This is a genomic window from Phaeodactylibacter xiamenensis, from assembly GCF_000759025.1.
GTDB lineage: Bacteria > Bacteroidota > Bacteroidia > Chitinophagales > Saprospiraceae > Phaeodactylibacter > Phaeodactylibacter xiamenensis.
Genome location: NZ_JPOS01000092.1, coordinates 84,454 through 102,741, shown reverse-complemented (window position 1 = coordinate 102,741; position 18,288 = coordinate 84,454). Strand labels below are relative to the sequence as shown.

The following is an 18,288-nucleotide window of genomic DNA, read 5'->3' as shown; positions in this document are numbered from 1 at the left end:
GCCTTAGCAATGCTAAAGCGGCCTTTGGTCTGCTAAACAGCGCGTTAAGCGATTCTGCTAACGGGACAACTGTACGTCTCCCTTGAAGTGCTCAACGGTGCCATCAATGAATTCGATCTCTGCATGCCAGGCAAAAACGGCGTTGTTCATCTGTTCTCCCCGGAAGGTGCCGTCCCAACCGTGCTCCGGGTTGTTAGGCGAGAGGTTGTAGCCTTCAAATACAGGCTCTCCCCATCGGTTGTAAATCCGGAATGCCCGGATGTTTTCTATGACACCGCTGCGGGCAAAAATATAGAACAGGTCGTTGGTGCCATCGCCGTTTGGCGAGAAGGCATTGGGTACATAAACCGTTTGAGTCCGGTCTACAAACAGGCGGAAAGGTGCCTGATCAATACAGCCGTTTTGACTGACTACCGTGACCAGGTAATCCGTGGTGCGTAGCGGTCGGGCGGTCGGGCGCAGGCAATCGTCGCAGCTGAGTGAACCTGGATTAGACCAGAAGATGTCCGCAATTTCACTCGGTATAAGGTTGGTCTGCCCGTTGATGGTGTAGCTTTCGCCAAACTGAATCGTTGCCTCGGCAGGTTCAATAATGGCTACTGTGGAGTCGGGCTGAATGATGGCGGCGCTTGCTTCGTAGGTGCAGCCGTTCTCATCGCGTACAATCAGTTCGTAGTTGCCGGGCGTCACGTTGGTAAAAATGCTGCCTGCCTGATAGGAGTCTCCTCCGTCAATAGAAAATTCATAAGGTGGCGTTCCACCCGTAACCTGCGGGAACCGTATAGTGCCCGGATCGCCGAAGCAGGGCGGTTGGATAAGGTCGAAGCTGGCCTCCGGAACGGGTTGGGTCACGAGTACCTGATCCTGAGCTGAACACCCATTCTCAGTATTGGTAACAAGTAGGGTATACAGTCCCGGTGCGTTAATCACGGGAGCCGAGGTCGTGGTCCCGGAGGTGAACCCACCACCAATTGTCGTCCACTGATAGGTGATGTTCGGCCCTTGCTGTGAATTGGAGCCGTCGAGATTGGCGGTGTCCTCCCAGCATTCCAGGACGAAGGTGTTGCCAGCTTCTGCTACCGGGGCAATAATATCCTGATCAACGACTACCTGATTGCTGTTGGAGCAGCCGGTGAGCATATTCTCAATCGTCAGGTCGTAGGTGCCCGGCTCATCAATGGAAACGGACAGGCTGTTGGTCGAGCCCACGAAGTTTCCATCCAAAGTAGACCAGTTGAAGGTGAAATTATCGCCTTGTGTACTGGCACTGGCATCGAGCAACACCGTCTCTACGGCACAAGTCAGCATACCGGGTGGCGTGAATACTACACTCGGAAGGTTCACATCCTGTGTGATTTCCACCGCATCCATGGCTGTGCATTGATTGAAGTTGTTGGTGACGACCAGGGTGTAAGTGCCCGGCAAGTTGACAGCAGGATTGAGGGTGCCGCCACCATTTAGCACGCCTGGCCCCTGCCATTCGTAACTAAAGCCGCCAGTGCTGGACCCGGAACCACTAAGGGTTAGGCTGGGGCTGTCGCAGTTGAGTTCGGCGGTGGTACCTGCTTCTGCCACTGGCGCCAAAGTGTCCTGCACAACGGGAATCGTCAGTTCGCTGCTGCAGAAGTTGGCGGTATTGGTCAATACGAGAGTGTAGGTACCGCCACTGCTCACGGTAGGGCTATTGGTCTGCCCACCTGAGATAATCTGTCCGTTGGAAGTGGACCAGTTGTAGTCAAAGTCGGGGCCACTACTGGAGGCACTGGCATCAATTGCTACGTTGGTCACGGCACAGGTCAGGGTGTCTGGCGTGAGGGCTGCCACCTCGGGAGTGATGGTGTCTTGTTCAACAACAATACTGGCAAGCGCATCGCAACCGTTACTGGTATTCTCAATCAGCAGGGTGTACTCGCCGGGGGCATTGATAGTGGGCTGCAGGGTTTGGCCGCCACTGTTGATATTGCCATTTGGTGTGGTCCAGGTGTACTGGAATTCGGTACCCTGGCTGCTGTTGCCGGCTTGGAGTTGCTGAGCGGTCAGATCACAGTTCAATACCTGTGGATCGCTAATGGCAATGGTCGGGGTAATGGTATCCTGTGTAATAGCCACCACATCCGTAGCCGCACAGCCATTGAAATCGTTGGTCACGGCAAGCGTGTACATACCCGGCTGATTGACTTCGGGCGAAAGCCCATTCGTGCCGCTGAGCAGTCCGGGGCCATCCCAGTTGTAGGTAAAGCCGTTGGTACTCGACCCTATACCGGACAACGACAGCACCGGGAAGTCACAATTGAGTTCCTGTGGGCTACCGGCTTCGGCTACCGGAGCTATGGTGTCCTGCACTACACTGACTTCCAGAGTACTGATGCAGTTATTTTCTGTATTGGTAAGCGTTAACAGGTAAAGCCCTCCGCTGCTGACCAATGGAGTAGGGGTGTTGGTGCCACTCTGAAGGATACCATTGCTGGTACTCCAGTTGTAGTCAAAGACCGGTCCGCTGCTACTGCCGCTAGCGTCGAGTTGCAGGCTGGTAGTGGTACAGGTTAAAGTATCAGGAGTGCTTGCTGCAACTACCGGAGGCGTGATATCCTGGCCGACTTCAACACTTTGGCTGCTGGTGCAACCATTGTCGGTATTAGTGATCAGGAGGTTGTAGGTCCCCGGTGCTCCAATATTGGGCTGTAAGGTGTTTGCGCCTCCGGTTATGCTGCCGTTAGACGTCGTCCAGTTGTAGGTAAAGTCGCTACCCTGGCTTGAACCCGTGGCATTCAGCAATTGCTCAGTAAGCGCACAGTCGAGCATTTCGGGCGCATCAATAGCGATTGCCGGTGGCGTAATATCCTGGGTGACCAGGGCTTCATCGGTGGCACTGCACCCGTTTTGGATATTGATAACTTCCAGTAAGTAAGTCCCGGGCACTTGTACTGCAGGATTCAGCCCGCTGGTTCCGGAAGCCAATCCGGGCCCTGACCAGTTATACATGAAGCTGCCCTGACTGGAGCCGGTGGCGTCCAGGTTGAGCAAGGTGTCTGTGCAGGTCAACCGGATGGGGGCACCAGCATCAGCTACCGGCGAAAGCGTATCCTGTTGTACCTCGATGCTAACTTGTTGCTGGCAACCATTGCTGTTGTCAGTGACCAGAAGCGTGTAGGTGCCGCCGCTGCTGACCGTTGGATTAAGCACATCTTCGGGGCTGTCCAGCTGCCCGTCAGGGGTGCTCCAGGCATAGGTGAAGCTACCGCCCTGACTGGAACCGCTTGCATCTAATTGCAGGCTGGTTGTGGTACAAGTCAGCACATCAGGAGCCAGAGCTGTTGCTGTTGGCAAGATGGTATCAATGGAGACTTCGACTTCATCCAGCGCTTCACACTGATTGTCAGTATTAAGGACGGAAAGCTGGTATAGCCCGGGCTGATTGGCCTCGAAAGTCGGGCTGTCTGCACTGGCAATCGGAGCTCCGTTCAGAGTCCAGGTATAGACCAATGGGCCATCCTGGCTGGTATTGCTGCCGCCAATGCTGATACTACTCACATCGCAGTTCAGAATGCCGTTTGTTCCGGCATCGGCCTGAGGTACAGCAGTATTTTCCACTACGGTCACCGTTTCCGTTACGGTACACAGGTTGTCAGTATTGGTAATTTGAAACGTGTAGGTACCGGCCTGAAGTGCCGTTATGGTCGGGGCGTCTGTCGCCTCGTTAAAATTACCATCCGGCGTGGACCACTCATAAATCAGATTGGGGCCACTGTCGGAATTGCTGCCATCCAGGGATGCCGTTGGGCTGTCACAGTCAATTTGCGGATCCGCATCAACAGTGATGGCAGGCAGGGCAACGTCTTCATCAATGCTAACGCTGCTGCTGTTGGTACAGCCATTGGTCTCATTGATCACCTACAGGGTGTAGGTGCCCGGTGCATCGATGGTGGCATTCAGGTCGTTGGTGCCATTCGCAATATTGCCGTCTTGTGAAGTCCAGGCGTAGGTCAGGGGCGCATTGCCACTCGCTGACGCCTGCAGGGTGTAGGTGGTTTCTGCACAGTTTAGCGTAGTGGCTGGGCCCGCATCAACCGTTGGTATTTCCACGTCCTGACCGACCTCCACGCTGATACTTTGTGCGCATTCATTGGTGGCGTTGGTCACCTGAAGAGTGTAAGTGCCCGGCGTATCGGTGGACAATTCCGGTGTGGTAGCTCCGCTCAGCAGGTTCCCGTTGGCGGTGCTCCATTCATAAATCAGGGCGGTACTGTTGGCTGTTGCACTGCCGGAAAGTGCGATGACCGTATCTGCACAAGTCAACGTTGCGGGCGGTGCGATGGCCACTTCCGGCAGTAAAGTGTCGATTTCCACCAGTGCGGTTATCGTGTTGCTGCAACCGTTTTCAGTGTTTAGTACCTGTAGCTGGTAGGTCCCTGGCTGATCAATACCCGTCAGTTGATTGATATTGGAGCCAATAGCGGAGGAGTCCGGGGCGGTCCAGGCGTAGCTGAAATTAGGCCCACTGCTGGAGGAAGATCCGTCAAGCGTAATGCTGGCTGTTCCACAGTCGAGCACCTCAGGGGCAGCAATAGCAGCTTGTGGGATAGCGATATCCTCCTGCACCATGACTTCAGCTGTGGTGGTACAGCCATTGACGGGGTCCGTAACCTGTAAGGTATATAGGCCGGGCTCGGTAATGCTTTGCTCCAAAGGAATGCTATCGGTTGGCATCAGCCCGGAAGGGCCATTCCAGGTCAGAATGTTCTCGCCGCTATTAGTGGCCGCACTACCGAGCAGCAGGAGGCTGTCGTTGTAGCAGTTGAGTATGCCCGGTGATGGCAGGCCCACCTGTGGCGAAAGGGTGTCAATGGCGACCAAAAAAGTGGCGGTGTCATAACAGGCAATGCTCGGCGCTGAAATGATTAATTGGTATTCGCCCGGCGCATCAATGGTAGGCGTCAGGGTAGTGGCTCCGCTGAGGATGTTCCCATCCGGAGTAAACCAGTCGTAGAGGCCATCCGGGCCAAGATTGGAATTCCCGGCATTGAACTGCAAGGTAGGGTTGTCGCAATTCAGTACTTCAGGACCGGATATAATGGCAACGGGCAGGTTGTCATCCTTCAGAATAGAGACAGTATCTGCCGCTGTGCACCCATTGAGGGTATCGGTTACCTGTAGTTGGTAGAGCCCGCCTGCGTTCACTATTGGGTTTAGGGTATTCCCCCCACTGACAATATTTCCATCGGCAGAAGTCCAGGTATAGACATAATCGCCGGTGTTGCCCATGGCGGTAGCGGATAAGGATACCTCCGGCTCTTCGCAGGTGAGTTCACTGCCCGGGCCTGCATCAATGGCAGGGACGGTGGTGTTTTCCGTGATTTCCACGGCGCTGCTGCTACTGCAGCCGTTTTCATTATTTGTAATGAATAAGTTATAGGTGCCTGGCCCATCCACAGTAGGGGAGAGGCTGTTAGCACCGTTGACTACTGCAGGGCCCGACCAGGAGTAGGAAAAGGCGGGCCCGCTGCTGCTGCCGTTGGTATTGATTTGAATTTCGGGTGCATCGCAGGTGATAGTACCCGGAGACAGCACTACGTTTGGCGCTGCATTATCGGCTGCAACGGTCACAGTATCGTAGGCGATACAACCATTTACGGTGTTTGAGATGGTGAGAATGAAATCGCCACTCTGCTGTGCAAAGGCGGTCAGCCCATCCGTTGGAGGCAATCCCGGGCCCGACCAGGAAGCTGTAAATTCAGGGCCTGTGGAGGAGCCTGTGCCATCCAGTGTGACCGCAGGCTGGAAGCAGGTAAGGGTGTCCGGGACATTAGCATCCACCGTTGGTAAGTCAAAGTTTTCTTCCACTATTGCAGAAGCTGTAGTGGTACACCCTTCATCATCCGTGATCGTCACAAAGTATTCGCCCGCCTGAAGATTAGTGGGGTCCTCGCTGCTGGCACCATTGCTCCAGTTGAAATCGTAGCCCGGCGAACCTCCGCTTACCTCCAGATTGATACTGCCACCATTCGGATTCAGGCAGTTGACTCCTTCTGTGGAGGTGATGCTTGCTGATACCGGCATGGGTTCTTCCACTTCCACCTGAACGGTATCCGTACACCCAAACCCATCGACGATGTAGGCCTCATAAGTGCCGGGGGCAAGATCTGTTAAAGAGTTGCTCTCATCGGGCAGGGGCTGGTTATTGGTAACATCATACCAGCTAAAGAAAAATGGTGGAGCACCACCACCCACATTTATCGAGATTTCTCCATCTGTGGCACCAGTACAGGAAACAGGCTCGGCATCCACCTGAGGATTGAGATCGAGCAGCTCTATAAAGGCAGAGCCCTGAACCTGCCCAATACAAGTAGGGTAGGCCTGAGGCGCAACATATTCCGCCTGATAAAAGCCAGGGGAATTGACTTCTATGATTAGCGGGTTTTCTGTGGCGACGATATCTGGTTGGGGAATACCATTCAGGGAATAGGCAAAAAGCCAGGGGCCATCCCCCTGAAAGGTCACCTGAAGTTCCGCCGTGAAAGGCGCTTCACAAAATTGCCCCTGCCCCGTGAGCATGGCCTCTGATCCACCACTGACGGTCACTGTTGCATCCGTTGTGGCCGTCAGGCCGCACTGATCGGTGACAGTCACGGTGTAGGTGGTCGTTTCGTTGGGCGTCACCGTGATTGCAGAACTGGATGCCGCATTGCTCCAGGTATAACTGAACCCGGGGATGCCACCGCTAACGGAAGCGGCCAGCGAAGCCGGTTCTCCCGGGCATACCTCAATGGGGGGCACCGTGACATCCAAAGGAGGGCTGTCCTGAATGATGAGCTCAATTGTACCATTAATGCAGGAACAGGAGTTCTGGATTTCCAGGATAATGGTTTCCTGCCCTTCCACGATATTATCTGCAAAAACATCAATTGGAATCTGTATGGTAGACTGCCCGGGGAAGGCGGTTACAGATAATGGGAAATTGGCATAATCCACACCCGGTGTCGCTGTGCTGTTCGGGGAAACAATCAGGTCAACGACACGGGTAGTAGACAGGTCGCCCCCCACATCAAGCGAGAAATAGCCATCTGAGCAGGCCTCATAGGTAATATTGCTGTTGGTGGTGGGAGAAAAAGCTTCACCCGTTGCAGTACCACCGGCAGCGAAACTGTTGGCTTCAAGGAATACGGCAGAGTCATAGATGCCATCGCCCACATCACCTACCAAAAGCCGGATGGTGTAGGTTTCGCATTCCTGCACATTAGCGATCGCCGTGAGCACTTTGGTAAAGCCATCAAACTCAATATCGTTGTTGATGGTACCTGCCCCGCAACTGCCCGAGTTGGGTACGAAGAACACGCTATTGTCCTGATCATTGATATTATCGATGGTCACCCCAATGTTTGAACCGGGCAGTACGGCGATATTTTCACCATTGCCGGTAAAGCCGCCATTGATGCCGGGGCCGCTGATGAAAAAACCAAAAACGTCGTTGTAGCCGGCATCTACGAATTCGCAGTACTCTTCCGAAGCGAAGACATAGTTGAAAGTGATGTTGTCTACAGTGGGGGTAAACTGGAATTCGATACCCGTTGCATCAAATACGGTATTGGAGCCTGCCAGGTCTGCAAGGTCAGGATGGCTGCCTCCGCCCATGTTGTTGCCGGTACTGCCGGAGCTATTGGGGCCGGTGGCAGCACTGGCATTACCACTGGAGATGATGACGCCCGAGTTAATACCCACTGAGGAGGCGCCCATGCCAAATTGCCCGGCGCTTGAAGGGCTGCCAATCAGGGTAACGTTGGACACATCGAAGCAGTTGCCACCGATAAAAACATCCTGGATGAGTGTCAATGCATCTACACCGGGGCTTACGGTCAGGCCGGCCATGCGGTTTTCGCCGGGAGGCCGCTCACAGGATTCACAACTAACAGACAGGATAAAACGGGCCTTTAGTGCTCCCGGGGCCAACTGCGTAACCGGAATGCTCTGGCAGGCTGATACAGCGGTAAAGCTGTAGGTGATTTCAGGAGTGCCTGCTTCTGAAAGAAAACGAACTTCGCCACCTTCCTGTGCCTGTGGGCTCAGCCAGAGCTGGTATTGCTCTCCGGGCTGCAGCTGGCAAAGGGTTAGTGCAAAAGGGCCTTCTGCCTTTGTAGACAAGCGATGCCTTGACCTTGTGCCTTCCAGCTCCACCACAATGGGGGCAGTGGTGGCTTGCAAAATTGAAGTAAGGAAGAGCAAAAAGAAGGGAGTTAGTAAAAGTTTTCTCATATTCCGAGTTTTGGGTGATGGCACACCGTTTGTACTGTGCTTAATTGTCGTTTCCTCATCTTAGGGTAAAATAGTCGCTACTCCACAATAAATATACAGTTATTTCCGTAGCGCAAAAAAAATAGGACTGATCCTTTGACGGTCCAGCCCTATTTATACGGTTTATGTCGCAATTTGTGCGCTAGCGGAACAGTTGCAAATCCCCTTTGAGGAGTTCTATACTTCCATCGGTGAATTCGATTTCGGCAAACCAGGCCAGCACACTGTTCCTGACTACTTCTCCATGGAAGGTGCCGTCCCAACCGTGGGCGGGGTTATTGGGAAGGAGGTCATCGCCTTTAAAGACGAGCGCTCCCCAACGGTTATAGATTTGGAAGGTACGGATGTTTTCTACAGTCCCGGCCCGTGCAGCGATATAGAACCGGTCGTTGCTGCCATCTCCGTTTGGAGAAAAGGCATTGGGCACGTAAACGGCCTGAGAACGGTCTACAAACAAACGGAACACGGCCTGATCCGTGCAGCCATTTTGGCTGATAATGGTCATCAGGTACTCGGTTGTGCGCTGCGGACTGGCGACCGGGCGTAGACAGTCCTCACAATCCAGCGTATTAGCATTGGACCAGAAAACCTGAGCGATGTCTTCATCGGGGAGGTTCGTCTGTACATTGATGGTGTAGTTTTCTCCAAAGGCAATAGTGGCTTCAGCCGGCTGAATAATGGCAATAGTGGAATCAGGTTGGCTTATAAAGGCGCTGGTTTCAAATATGCAGCCGTTATTGTCCTTTACAAGCAGGTCGTAATTGCCGGGCAGCAAGGCCGCAAAGCTTTGACTCTCCTGATAAGTTGCCCCCCCATCCACAGAATACTGGTAGGGAGGCGTACCACCGGTGGCTTGCTGAAACTGAATGCCGCCCGGGTCTCCGTGGCAGAGTGGCTGCTGGAGCTCGAAGCTGGCCTCAGGATTCAACTGGGTGACAATCACTTCATCCTGGTCCGAGCATCCATTTTCTGCATTGGTAACTAGTAGTGTATACACACCGGCAGCACCAATGTCTGGCGAGATTGACGTGGGCTCTGATGCGAACTGCCCGCCTACGGTAGACCATTGATAGGAGATATGGGCGCCACGGTCTGAGCCAGCGCCATCCAGGCTTGCCAAAGTTGCACCACAGTTGATTACAAAGTCATCCCCGGCATCTGCGGTGGGCGGGATGGTATCTGCCTCCACGTAAGCTGCACCCGAATTCGTACATCCGGTTTCCAGATTCGCAATGGTCAGGGTATACATCCCTGCGGCATTAACGTAGGCTGTAGGCCCATCCGGCTCTGTAGCGAATTGCCCGTCCTGAGTACTCCATTGCAGTAAGAACCCTGTTCCATGGGTGCTATTGACCGCACTCAGCACAACGGTGTCAGCCAGACAAGTGAGCCTGGGCGGCAAATCAAAATTGACCTCCGGAAGGACATTCACCTGTATGGCAGCGGTAGTTGTCGCTGTGCTACCGCATTGATCGGTCACGGTCAGGGTATACGTTACGGTGCCGGTGGGCTGCACCGTAATATCAGGGCTGGAGGCACTGTTGCTCCATTCGTAGCTGTACTCCGGAACACCTCCCTGCACCACAGATTGCAGTGATACGGTATCGCCGGGGCATATTTCCGCTGGCAGGGTAGAGGCTTCAAGCGGGGCGCTGTCCTGAATCCATAGCTCCACTGTCCCGTTGGTGCAGGAGCAGGCGTTTTCAATTTCCAGAATAATGGATTCCTGCCCTTCTGTAAGGGTATCGGGAAATACATTCACAGGAATCTCAATGGTAGATTGCCCCGGCAACGCCTGTACAACCATGGGGATACTATCAAAATCCACACCCGGAGTAGCAGTGCTATTTGGCGATAAGGTAAGGTTGACCGTTCGCGTGGTAGATAAGTCCCCGCCCACATCCAGACTGAAAAAACCATCAGAGCAGGTCTCGTAGGTTGTATTCTCATTGGTAACAGGGGACAGAGCAGACCCGGTGACGGTGCCTCCTGCCGCAAAACTGTTAGCCTCAAGAAAAACGGCAGAATCATAAAGCCCATCGCCCACATCCCCCACGAGCAGGTTGATGGTGTAGGTCTCGCACGCCTGAACCTCGGCAACCGCAGTAAGCACCGTGGTGAAGCCATCAAACTGTATATCATGATTTATAGATAAGGTACCGCAGCTGAATGAATTGGGGACAAAAAAGGCGGAATTGTCGTCGTCGTTGATGTTGTCAATGGTCACACCAATATTGGAACCGGGCAAAACGGCAATGTTTTCTCCATTCCCTGTAAAACCACCATTCAAACCCGGGCCGCTGATGAAAAAACCAAAAACATCATTATAGCCGGCGTCTACAAATTCGCAGTATTCCTCAGAAGCAAAAGTGTACCGGAAAGCGATGCTGTCAACGGTTGGCGTAAACTGGAACGATATCCCTGTGGCATCGTAAAGTGTATTGGATCCGGCCAGTACTGCCAGGTCCGGGTGGCCGCCACCGTCCATCTCATCTCCGATATTCCCCGTGAAATTAGGCCCCATCGCGTCAGAGGCATCGCCACTGGAAATGATCACGCCCGATTCGATGCCGATCGAGGAGCTGCCCAGCTCAAACTGCCCTACACTTTCTGTACTGCCGATCAGGCTGACACTGTCTACATCAAAACAGTCGCCACCAATAAAAACATCTCTTATCAAACTGGACGGGTCGATGCCAGAGGTTACCGACAGGCCATTGGAACGGGCGCCTGCTGACCGGCTGTACGAGGAACAGCTGACAGACAGGACAAAGCGGGTGCTTTCAGCGTTTGGCATTAACTGAACAACCGGAATTGAGGCATAAGACTGAGATGCCCTGAATCGGTAAGTGACGGTTGGTGCTTCGCCTTCAGCCAGGAACCTCACCGTACCGCCCTGCTGTGCCTGCGGGCTCAGCCAAAGCTGGTAGTCTTCTCCGGGCTTAAGCTGTCGCAAGACTAAAGAGAAAGGCCCGAAAGCGGCTGTTTGGAGCCGTTGCCGAAAGCGGTCCGCCTCTACATCGACAACTAAAGAATCGGTGGCAGCAAAAATGGAGGGAAGCTCCAATAGCAGGAGCAGGAGGAATAGTGTAAATCTTCTCATCTCGGTTTTTTGGCTTAAAAACTCAAAATACAGGCAAGGTGCCGAAGGGGCACTTCCTGGTTTTTGGGTGAGATTGAGATAGAAACTGCTATTCCGTCTTAAAGATAGGACGATTTCACCAACAAAAAAAATAGAGCTGACCCCAAACGGAGCCAGCTCTTATTTTTAGCCTTAAATTGCTATGATTGCAGGATTCTAGCGGGCCGATTCTGCAGCCTTAGAGAACCCTTTTTTATCGGATTTAGTATCCTTCGCCCGAAGCTCGCCTGTCAGGTCTGACATGATTGGCGTGGCCACGAAGATCGAAGAGTAGGTACCAACGAGGATACCGACAAGCAATGCGAAGGCAAAGCCACGGATACTCGCACCACCGAAGAAGAACAGGATGGCGACCACAAACAGGGTCGTCAGCGAGGTGATGATCGTACGGCTAACCGTGCTGTTGACGGCGCTGTTGATCACTTCCTCCTTAGAACTCTTCGTATAGTTGTTCAGGAATTCCCGGATACGGTCGAATACAACCACGGTATCGTTGATGGAATAACCGATCACAGTCAGAATGGCTGCGATAAAGGCCTGATCAATCTCAAGTGAGAAGGGCAGGATGCCGTGGAAGATGGAGAAGATACCCATAACCACAAGCGTATCGTGGAACAGGGCGGCTACTGCACCAAGGCTGTACTGCCACTTGCTGAATCGGATGAAGATATACAGGAAGATAAGCAGCAGAGCGAAAGTTGCCGCGTAGAATGCGCTCGACTTGATGTCATCCGCAATCGTCGGGCCTACTTTGCTTGAGCTCTCTACGTGCGTGCCATTTCCATCCGGTGCCTTGAACTGCTCCAGGTCAATATTACCGCCAGCGATGCTGTTGACGCCGTTGTACAGCGCCATCATCACTTTTTTATCGGCATCATCATCGGTGGATTCCACCAGGTAGTCGGTCACGACGTTGTAGGTGTTTTCCGTATCCACAGACTTCACAATTGGCTCGTTGCCTTCGAAGGCTTCCGTCAGTGCAGAACGCAGTGCAGAAGCTTCCACTTCAGCGCCCTCGATCGTCACATTGTAGGAATAACCACCTTTGAAGTCCACACCCAGCTCAAAGCCACGGGTCGCCATAGAGACCAGGCCTGCCAGGATGATCGCTCCTGAGATGATGTAAGCCATCTTACGCTTGCCCAGCCAGTCGATAGACAGGTCGGCGAAGGCATTCTTGGATAAGCCAGTGGAGAAAGACATGGAACGGTCCTTGTTCTTCAGCCACTGATCGATCATGAGGCGACCTACCAATACGGCTGTGAACAGCGAGGAGAGTACACCAATGATCAATACAACTGCGAAGCCTTTGATTGGGCCGAGGCCGAAGTAGGCGAGAACGAATGCCGTCAGCAGGGTCGTAACGTTGGCATCGATGATAGCAGAATAGGAATTCTGGAAACCATCGCTTACCGCCATCAGCAGAGACTTGCCTTCCCGCAGTTCTTCCCGGATACGCTCGTAGATGATCACGTTGGCATCCACTGCCATACCGATCGTCAGTACGATACCGGCGATACCAGGCAGCGTAAGGACTGTGCCGTAGGAAGCCAGTGCACCGAAGATGAAGAAGATGTTCAGGATCAGTGCCAGGATGGAAACGATACCGCCACCGCCGTAGTAGGCGATCATGAAGAGGAGTACGAGAACAAAGCCAATGGTCAGGGCAATCGTACTGTTGCGGATGTTCTCCTCACCCAGGGAAGGTCCAACCAGGGACTCCTGAATAATTTCTGTATCCGTAGGAAGCTTACCGATCTGCAGGATATTAGCAAGGTCCTTGCCTTCCTGAATGCTGAAGCTACCTGTGATCTGAGAGTCACCGGTCAGGATAGGATTGATAACACGTGGTGCAGACACCACTTCATCGTCCAGTACAATCGCAATTTCACGGTTATTGTCCTGTGCGGCTTCTGTTGTCAGCTGTCCCCAGATTTTGGCACCGGTATTGTCCATTTTCAGGGACACCGCCACCTCATTGGTCTGAGGGTCAGGGTTGGCACTTGCATCCACCACGTGGTCGCCAGTCATTGCTGCTTTGCCATCCCGTGATGGCTTCAGGGCATACAGTTCGTAGTTGTCCGTGACTTCATTGGTCTCGAAGTCCTTCATAGGGTCTTTGCCCCAACGCAGCACCATGTCCCGAGGGAAGAGCGACTTCACATCCGGCTTGGCCAGGAGGCTGTCGATGTAGCGGCGCTGGTTTTTCTTGGCAAAACCAAGAACTGCCAGTCCCTGTGCACCGGTAGTGTTGAGGGTCAGCGCTTCGAAAAGCGGGCCAGACTGAGAAGCACTGCCATAAATGGTGTCAATGCTTGTAATCTCGCCGGCAATCACGTTGCCCAGAGAATCCGTAGCGAAAGTAGTATCAATACGCAGGATTTCCCGGTCAACCGAACTGCCGCTCATAGTCTGAGCCAGGCGCTGATTAGCCTCGATAAAGGCTTGTTGAACACCTGGGTCGCTAATGCGGAATACGTTGTAGAACTCAAGCTTGGCCGCCGCCTCCAGGAAAGTACGGGCACGCTCCGGGTTGTCGATACCCGGCAGCTCCACGATGATAAGGTCGCGGCTGGCATCCAGAGAAACATTAGGCTGGGTAACGCCCAGCTTATCAATACGCTCCTTGAGGAGCTTAAAGGTCAGGTCTACTGTTTCGTCTGCCTTGGCGCGAATCACACGAACCACTTCACCGTCACCGGTTTCGTAGTTGATTTCATCACGAAGGGCTTCGTTGCGGGTGAAGATCGGAGCGAGTTTCTTATCGCCCTTTACTTCGTTCCATGCGTCGAAGAATAGAGAAACAAAGTCGGCCTGTTCGGTTTTCTGCGCTTGAGATGCTCGGTTTAACGCTTCCTCAAAAGTCGGGTCCTTGCTGTCATTAGCTAACGCTCTGATAAATTGCCGCAGATCCACTTGCAGCACGACGCTCATACCTCCCTTGAGGTCGAGGCCGAGGGCCAGTTGCTGTGACTTTAATTCCTGATACGTGTAGCTCTTCAGCAGAGGGATTTTAAATACCTCTTCCGAAGACATGGAGTCCAAAAACTCCGCGCGCTTCATCTTGAAGGCGGTCTTCTGAAGGTCTTCCGATAGGTTTGAGGTCGACGTGCGTGCGTACTCTTCAGCGGCTTTCTCAACTTTCTGCGTCGGCAGGATGAAAAAGTACTGTACGAGCGTTACGATCGTCATGACCACAAGGAAGAACTTCACTACTCCTTTTCCTTGCATAACTCGAAGTGACTTTTAGAAAATGTTAAAAAATGAGCATCTGTCTTTCTAATCCAAACACCTAAGTCGCTGATAAATAGGACTTTCTAAGTGTCCTTTAAAGAAAAACTGCGCAAATATACGCGTTTTGAGGCGCTAATGAAATCTTGTGGTCGAAAAGTTAAGCGGACAGGCGCTATGCCCGCAGCAATTAACGGTTGTTAAGCCGGGTAATTGCCCAAGGTAAAATGCCAAATGCAGCCACAAGCCTTTACCTAAGGCTTGTAGCTGCTTTAGTTGGCCTTACCGCTGACAGGCACATTGTGTCGGCATCAGGGAGTTAATATCCGTCATGGTGGGCCAGGCATTGCCACTGCCTTCCAGCTCAAAGTAAAATGGCTTACGCTTCCGGTCGTAGTTGCCGGTCTCGTTCATCGTCGCCGCATCATACAGCCGCCCGTTCACCATCGTGTAGCGGACAGACTCAGAATTCCGGATGTTTTCCAGCGGGTTTTCATCCAGTACGATCAGGTCAGCCAGCTTGCCGGCTTCCAGGGATCCAATCTGATGGTCCATCCCCAGGTATTTGGCACCGTTCATAGTGGCGCACCGCAGGACCTGATGGTTGCTCATGCCGCCCTGTTCCAGCATCCAGAGTTCCCAATGGGCGCCAAGCCCCTGCAACTGCCCATGAGCACCGAGGTTGATGTTGACCCCATTATCCTGAAGCTTTTTCAGGGATTTGGAAGTCAGGATATGCCCATTTTCGTACTCCTCATCGGGGATCATCGTCCGGTGGCGGGCCCGGGCATCTACCACTGCTCGGGGGGTAAAGGTGAGCAGGCGGTCCTTTTCCCATACATTGGTCTTTTGGTACCAGTAGTACTCTCCGTTTACACTGCCGTAGTTGACGATCAGGGTAGGTGTATTGTGGGTCTCGGTTTGGGACCAAAACTGCACCACATCGTCGTAAAGCGGGGCGACCGGGATGTTGTGTTCCACACCGGTGTGCCCATCAGCCACCATGCTCATGTTGTGGTAGAAGAAGGACCCACCCTCCGGCACTACGAGAATGTCAAGTTCGCGGGCAGCCTGCATGACCTGCTGCCGCTGTTCGCGCCGGGGCTGATTGTAACTCTTGACGGAGAAGGCACCGAATGCCTTGGTCCGGCGGATGGCCGAGCGGGCATCGTCCAGATTATTAATGACCGCCTTAAAGTCTCCATCTGCACCATATAATATGGTACCGGTAGAGAACAACCGCGGGCCAACTGTTTCTCCAGCTTTGATCATCTCGCTGTGGGAGAAAATCATCTCTGAGTTGGAAGAGGGGTCATGAGCTGTGGTGACGCCATACGCAAGATTGGCATAGTAATACCAGTTTTGCTGTGGGCTAAGCCCGTAGCGGAAATCACCGAGGTGCCCGTGTACGTCCACCAGCCCGGGCATAATGGTCTTGCCCTTGCAATCGATAACTTTGGCAGATTTTGGCACCCGTACCTTTGTGCCTACGGCTTTGATGAGATTGCCTTCCACCAGTACAGTCCCCTTTTCAATAACCTCATCGCCTTTCATGGTGATGATGCGGGCATTGGTAAAGGCTACGGTGCCTTCCGGCCGGTCGGCTTTCAGCTCCAGCCCGATGCGCAGCCCAACGGTATCCATAGGCGGCAGGCTGTCGAGGCTGCCTTCCAGAAAACTGAAGCGTTCGGTGAGGTCGTCGCTAAACAGCTCTTCGCCCAAGGTCCAGTACAGGCGCTTGCTGTCTTTAGACCAGTGGATGTTGATGCCAGCATCGCGTGCGACCTGGGCTACAGGCACGGCTTTGGTTTTGGCACTCAGCCCAACTGACTGCCCGGTATGCGGCATAGGCGCTACGTATACTTTGTGCAGCTCTGACCAGGCGACCCATTGGTTATCGGGGCTGGGCACGAAGCGCTGTGCGTATTTGCCGTCGAAGTGTTTTTTATCGTCACTGCCATCGGGTTTGATGGAGTGGTAAGCCTTGGTGATGCTGCCAAAAAGGTAGCCGCCGGTCTGATAAAAGATTCGGCTGCCATCGGCACTGAAGACCGGGTATTCGCCCTGAGGATTGACCAGCGTGGGCTCGCCTCCTTTGACAGGCAGGGTGTAAATACCGGGTTCCTTGCAAAAAGCATACCCCTGATGCGAGTTCCCGCCATCTTTGCGGTAGACGATGGTTTGGCCATCGGGGGAGAACTGTGGTGTGCGGTAGATGCCTTTTTCGGTGGTCAGCTGCGTCTGCTCACCCGTTGCCAGGTCAAGCAATTGAATGCTGCCCATTTCCTGATCGTTCCAGGTGACGTAGGCGAGTGTTTGGCCGTCCGGTGAAAAGGCGGGCTCAAACTCAAGGTCAGAGGCGTCTGTCAGGCGCTCGGGCGTGCCATCAGGCAGTGCTTTCTTCCAGAGGTGACCAACAGCGGAGAATACCAGAGATTGCTCATCCGGGGCAGTCACGGCGTGCCGGATGACCTTGGCGGTAAATTGCTCATCAAAGGCATTATTCTTAAAACGGACGGTTTCCTGGAACCTATGCTTAGCAGTGGCTTTGAAGGGGATTTCAGTGGCCTCGCCGTTAGCGACTTCCACCTTCCAGATTTTGCCCTGTCCCCAAATCACAATATGCTTGTCGTCTGGTGTCCAGTCATAACCGGTATACACCCCAAAAATAGCCCAGGCCTCCTGCTGATCCTTGCTCAAACCCTTGAAGAGGGGGAAGTTCTGCCCGGTAGCCAGGTCGTGGATAAACAGTACAGACTCGGTACGGATACGGCGCACGAAGGCGAGCTTTTTGCCATCGTGGGACACCTGCGGGCGGCAGGCTCCACCCGGCCCGGAAATGAGGGTCTTTTCCTTTCCCTTTTCCCGGTCGTACCGCTTGATGACATAAATCTGGCTGTTCGGGTCTTTGTTGTATTGGAAATAGCCGCCCGGGTACATGTCCTCGCTATAGTAAACGTAGCGGCCATCGGGAGAGACGGCAGGCTCATTCACATCCTGCTGATCGTTCTTGCGCTCGGTCAGCTGAAAACCACTGCCGCCGGTTTTGTGGTACATCCACATCTCTCCGGCACCCAGTGAACGCGAAGAGGTGAAGTGCTTGCGGGCGATGAAGTATTGCCCATCAGGCATCCACACGGCATTATTTAGCAGGCGAAAGTCTTCTTTAGTCAGCTGTTTGGCTTCGCTGCCATCGGCACTCATCACCCAGATGTTATCGCCCCCACCGGCATCAGAGGTGAACAGGATTTGGCTCCCGTCCGGGCTGAATCGGGGCTGCACTTCCCAGGCCAGTCCACCGCGCAGGAGTTGCGCCTCGCCACCTGAAATGGGGATGGTGTAGATGTCTCCCAGGAGATCGAAAGCAATGGTTTGTCCATCCGGGCTTACATCAAGGTTCATCCAGGTCCCTTCAGTGAAAGTGAGCTCCTTTTCGTGGTGCGCTCCGGAGGGGGCGTTGACGTCCCAGCCCTTGTCTTCTTCCTGTGCCATAAGGCTGCCGGTAGTCAGCAGCAACAACAATATCAGTCGTAAATTCATTATCTGGTTAGTTTGTATGCAGAAATTTTCAGCTTGCAAGTCTATGAAAAAATTACCTATTATTGTTGTTCTTGACCTAACCATCAGAA

The 18,288-nt window shown here is 53.3% G+C and carries 5 protein-coding genes; all 5 read right to left on the bottom strand.

All coding sequences use genetic code 11. The features are described 5' to 3' along the window. Positions 1-57 precede the first annotated feature (57 nt). On the bottom strand, positions 58-3,891 hold the full coding sequence (locus IX84_RS28065) for a gliding motility-associated C-terminal domain-containing protein (protein ID WP_044229215.1): 3,834 nt from the start codon (positions 3,889-3,891) through the stop codon (positions 58-60). After that, the gene (locus tag IX84_RS31695) at positions 3,892-8,247 is read right to left on the bottom strand and encodes a choice-of-anchor L domain-containing protein (RefSeq protein ID WP_052516476.1); all 4,356 of its coding nucleotides are present in this window, start codon (positions 8,245-8,247) and stop codon (positions 3,892-3,894) included. Positions 8,248-8,428: 181 nt separating this feature from the next. Beyond that, on the bottom strand, positions 8,429-11,389 hold the full coding sequence (locus IX84_RS31690) for a choice-of-anchor L domain-containing protein (RefSeq protein WP_052516475.1): 2,961 nt from the start codon (positions 11,387-11,389) through the stop codon (positions 8,429-8,431). Positions 11,390-11,584: 195 nt separating this feature from the next. Continuing rightward, a complete protein-coding gene (gene secDF, locus IX84_RS28050; RefSeq protein ID WP_044229213.1) occupies positions 11,585-14,659 on the bottom strand; it encodes a protein translocase subunit SecDF in 3,075 nt (1,024 codons plus the stop codon). Between the two features lie 282 nt (positions 14,660-14,941). Next, the gene (locus tag IX84_RS28045; protein WP_044229210.1) at positions 14,942-18,199 is read right to left on the bottom strand and encodes an amidohydrolase family protein; all 3,258 of its coding nucleotides are present in this window, start codon (positions 18,197-18,199) and stop codon (positions 14,942-14,944) included. Between the last annotated feature and the right edge of the window lie 89 nt (positions 18,200-18,288).

What these genes read in the sequence shown, in the direction of transcription:
- IX84_RS31695 (WP_052516476.1), bottom strand. Translation starts at nt 8,247, where the DNA reads ATGAGAAAACTTTTACTAACTCCCTTCTTTTTGCTCTTCCTTACTTCA.
- IX84_RS31690 (WP_052516475.1), bottom strand. Translation starts at nt 11,389, where the DNA reads ATGAGAAGATTTACACTATTCCTCCTGCTCCTGCTATTGGAGCTTCCC.
- secDF (WP_044229213.1), bottom strand. Translation starts at nt 14,659, where the DNA reads ATGCAAGGAAAAGGAGTAGTGAAGTTCTTCCTTGTGGTCATGACGATC.
- IX84_RS28045 (WP_044229210.1), bottom strand. Translation starts at nt 18,199, where the DNA reads ATGAATTTACGACTGATATTGTTGTTGCTGCTGACTACCGGCAGCCTT.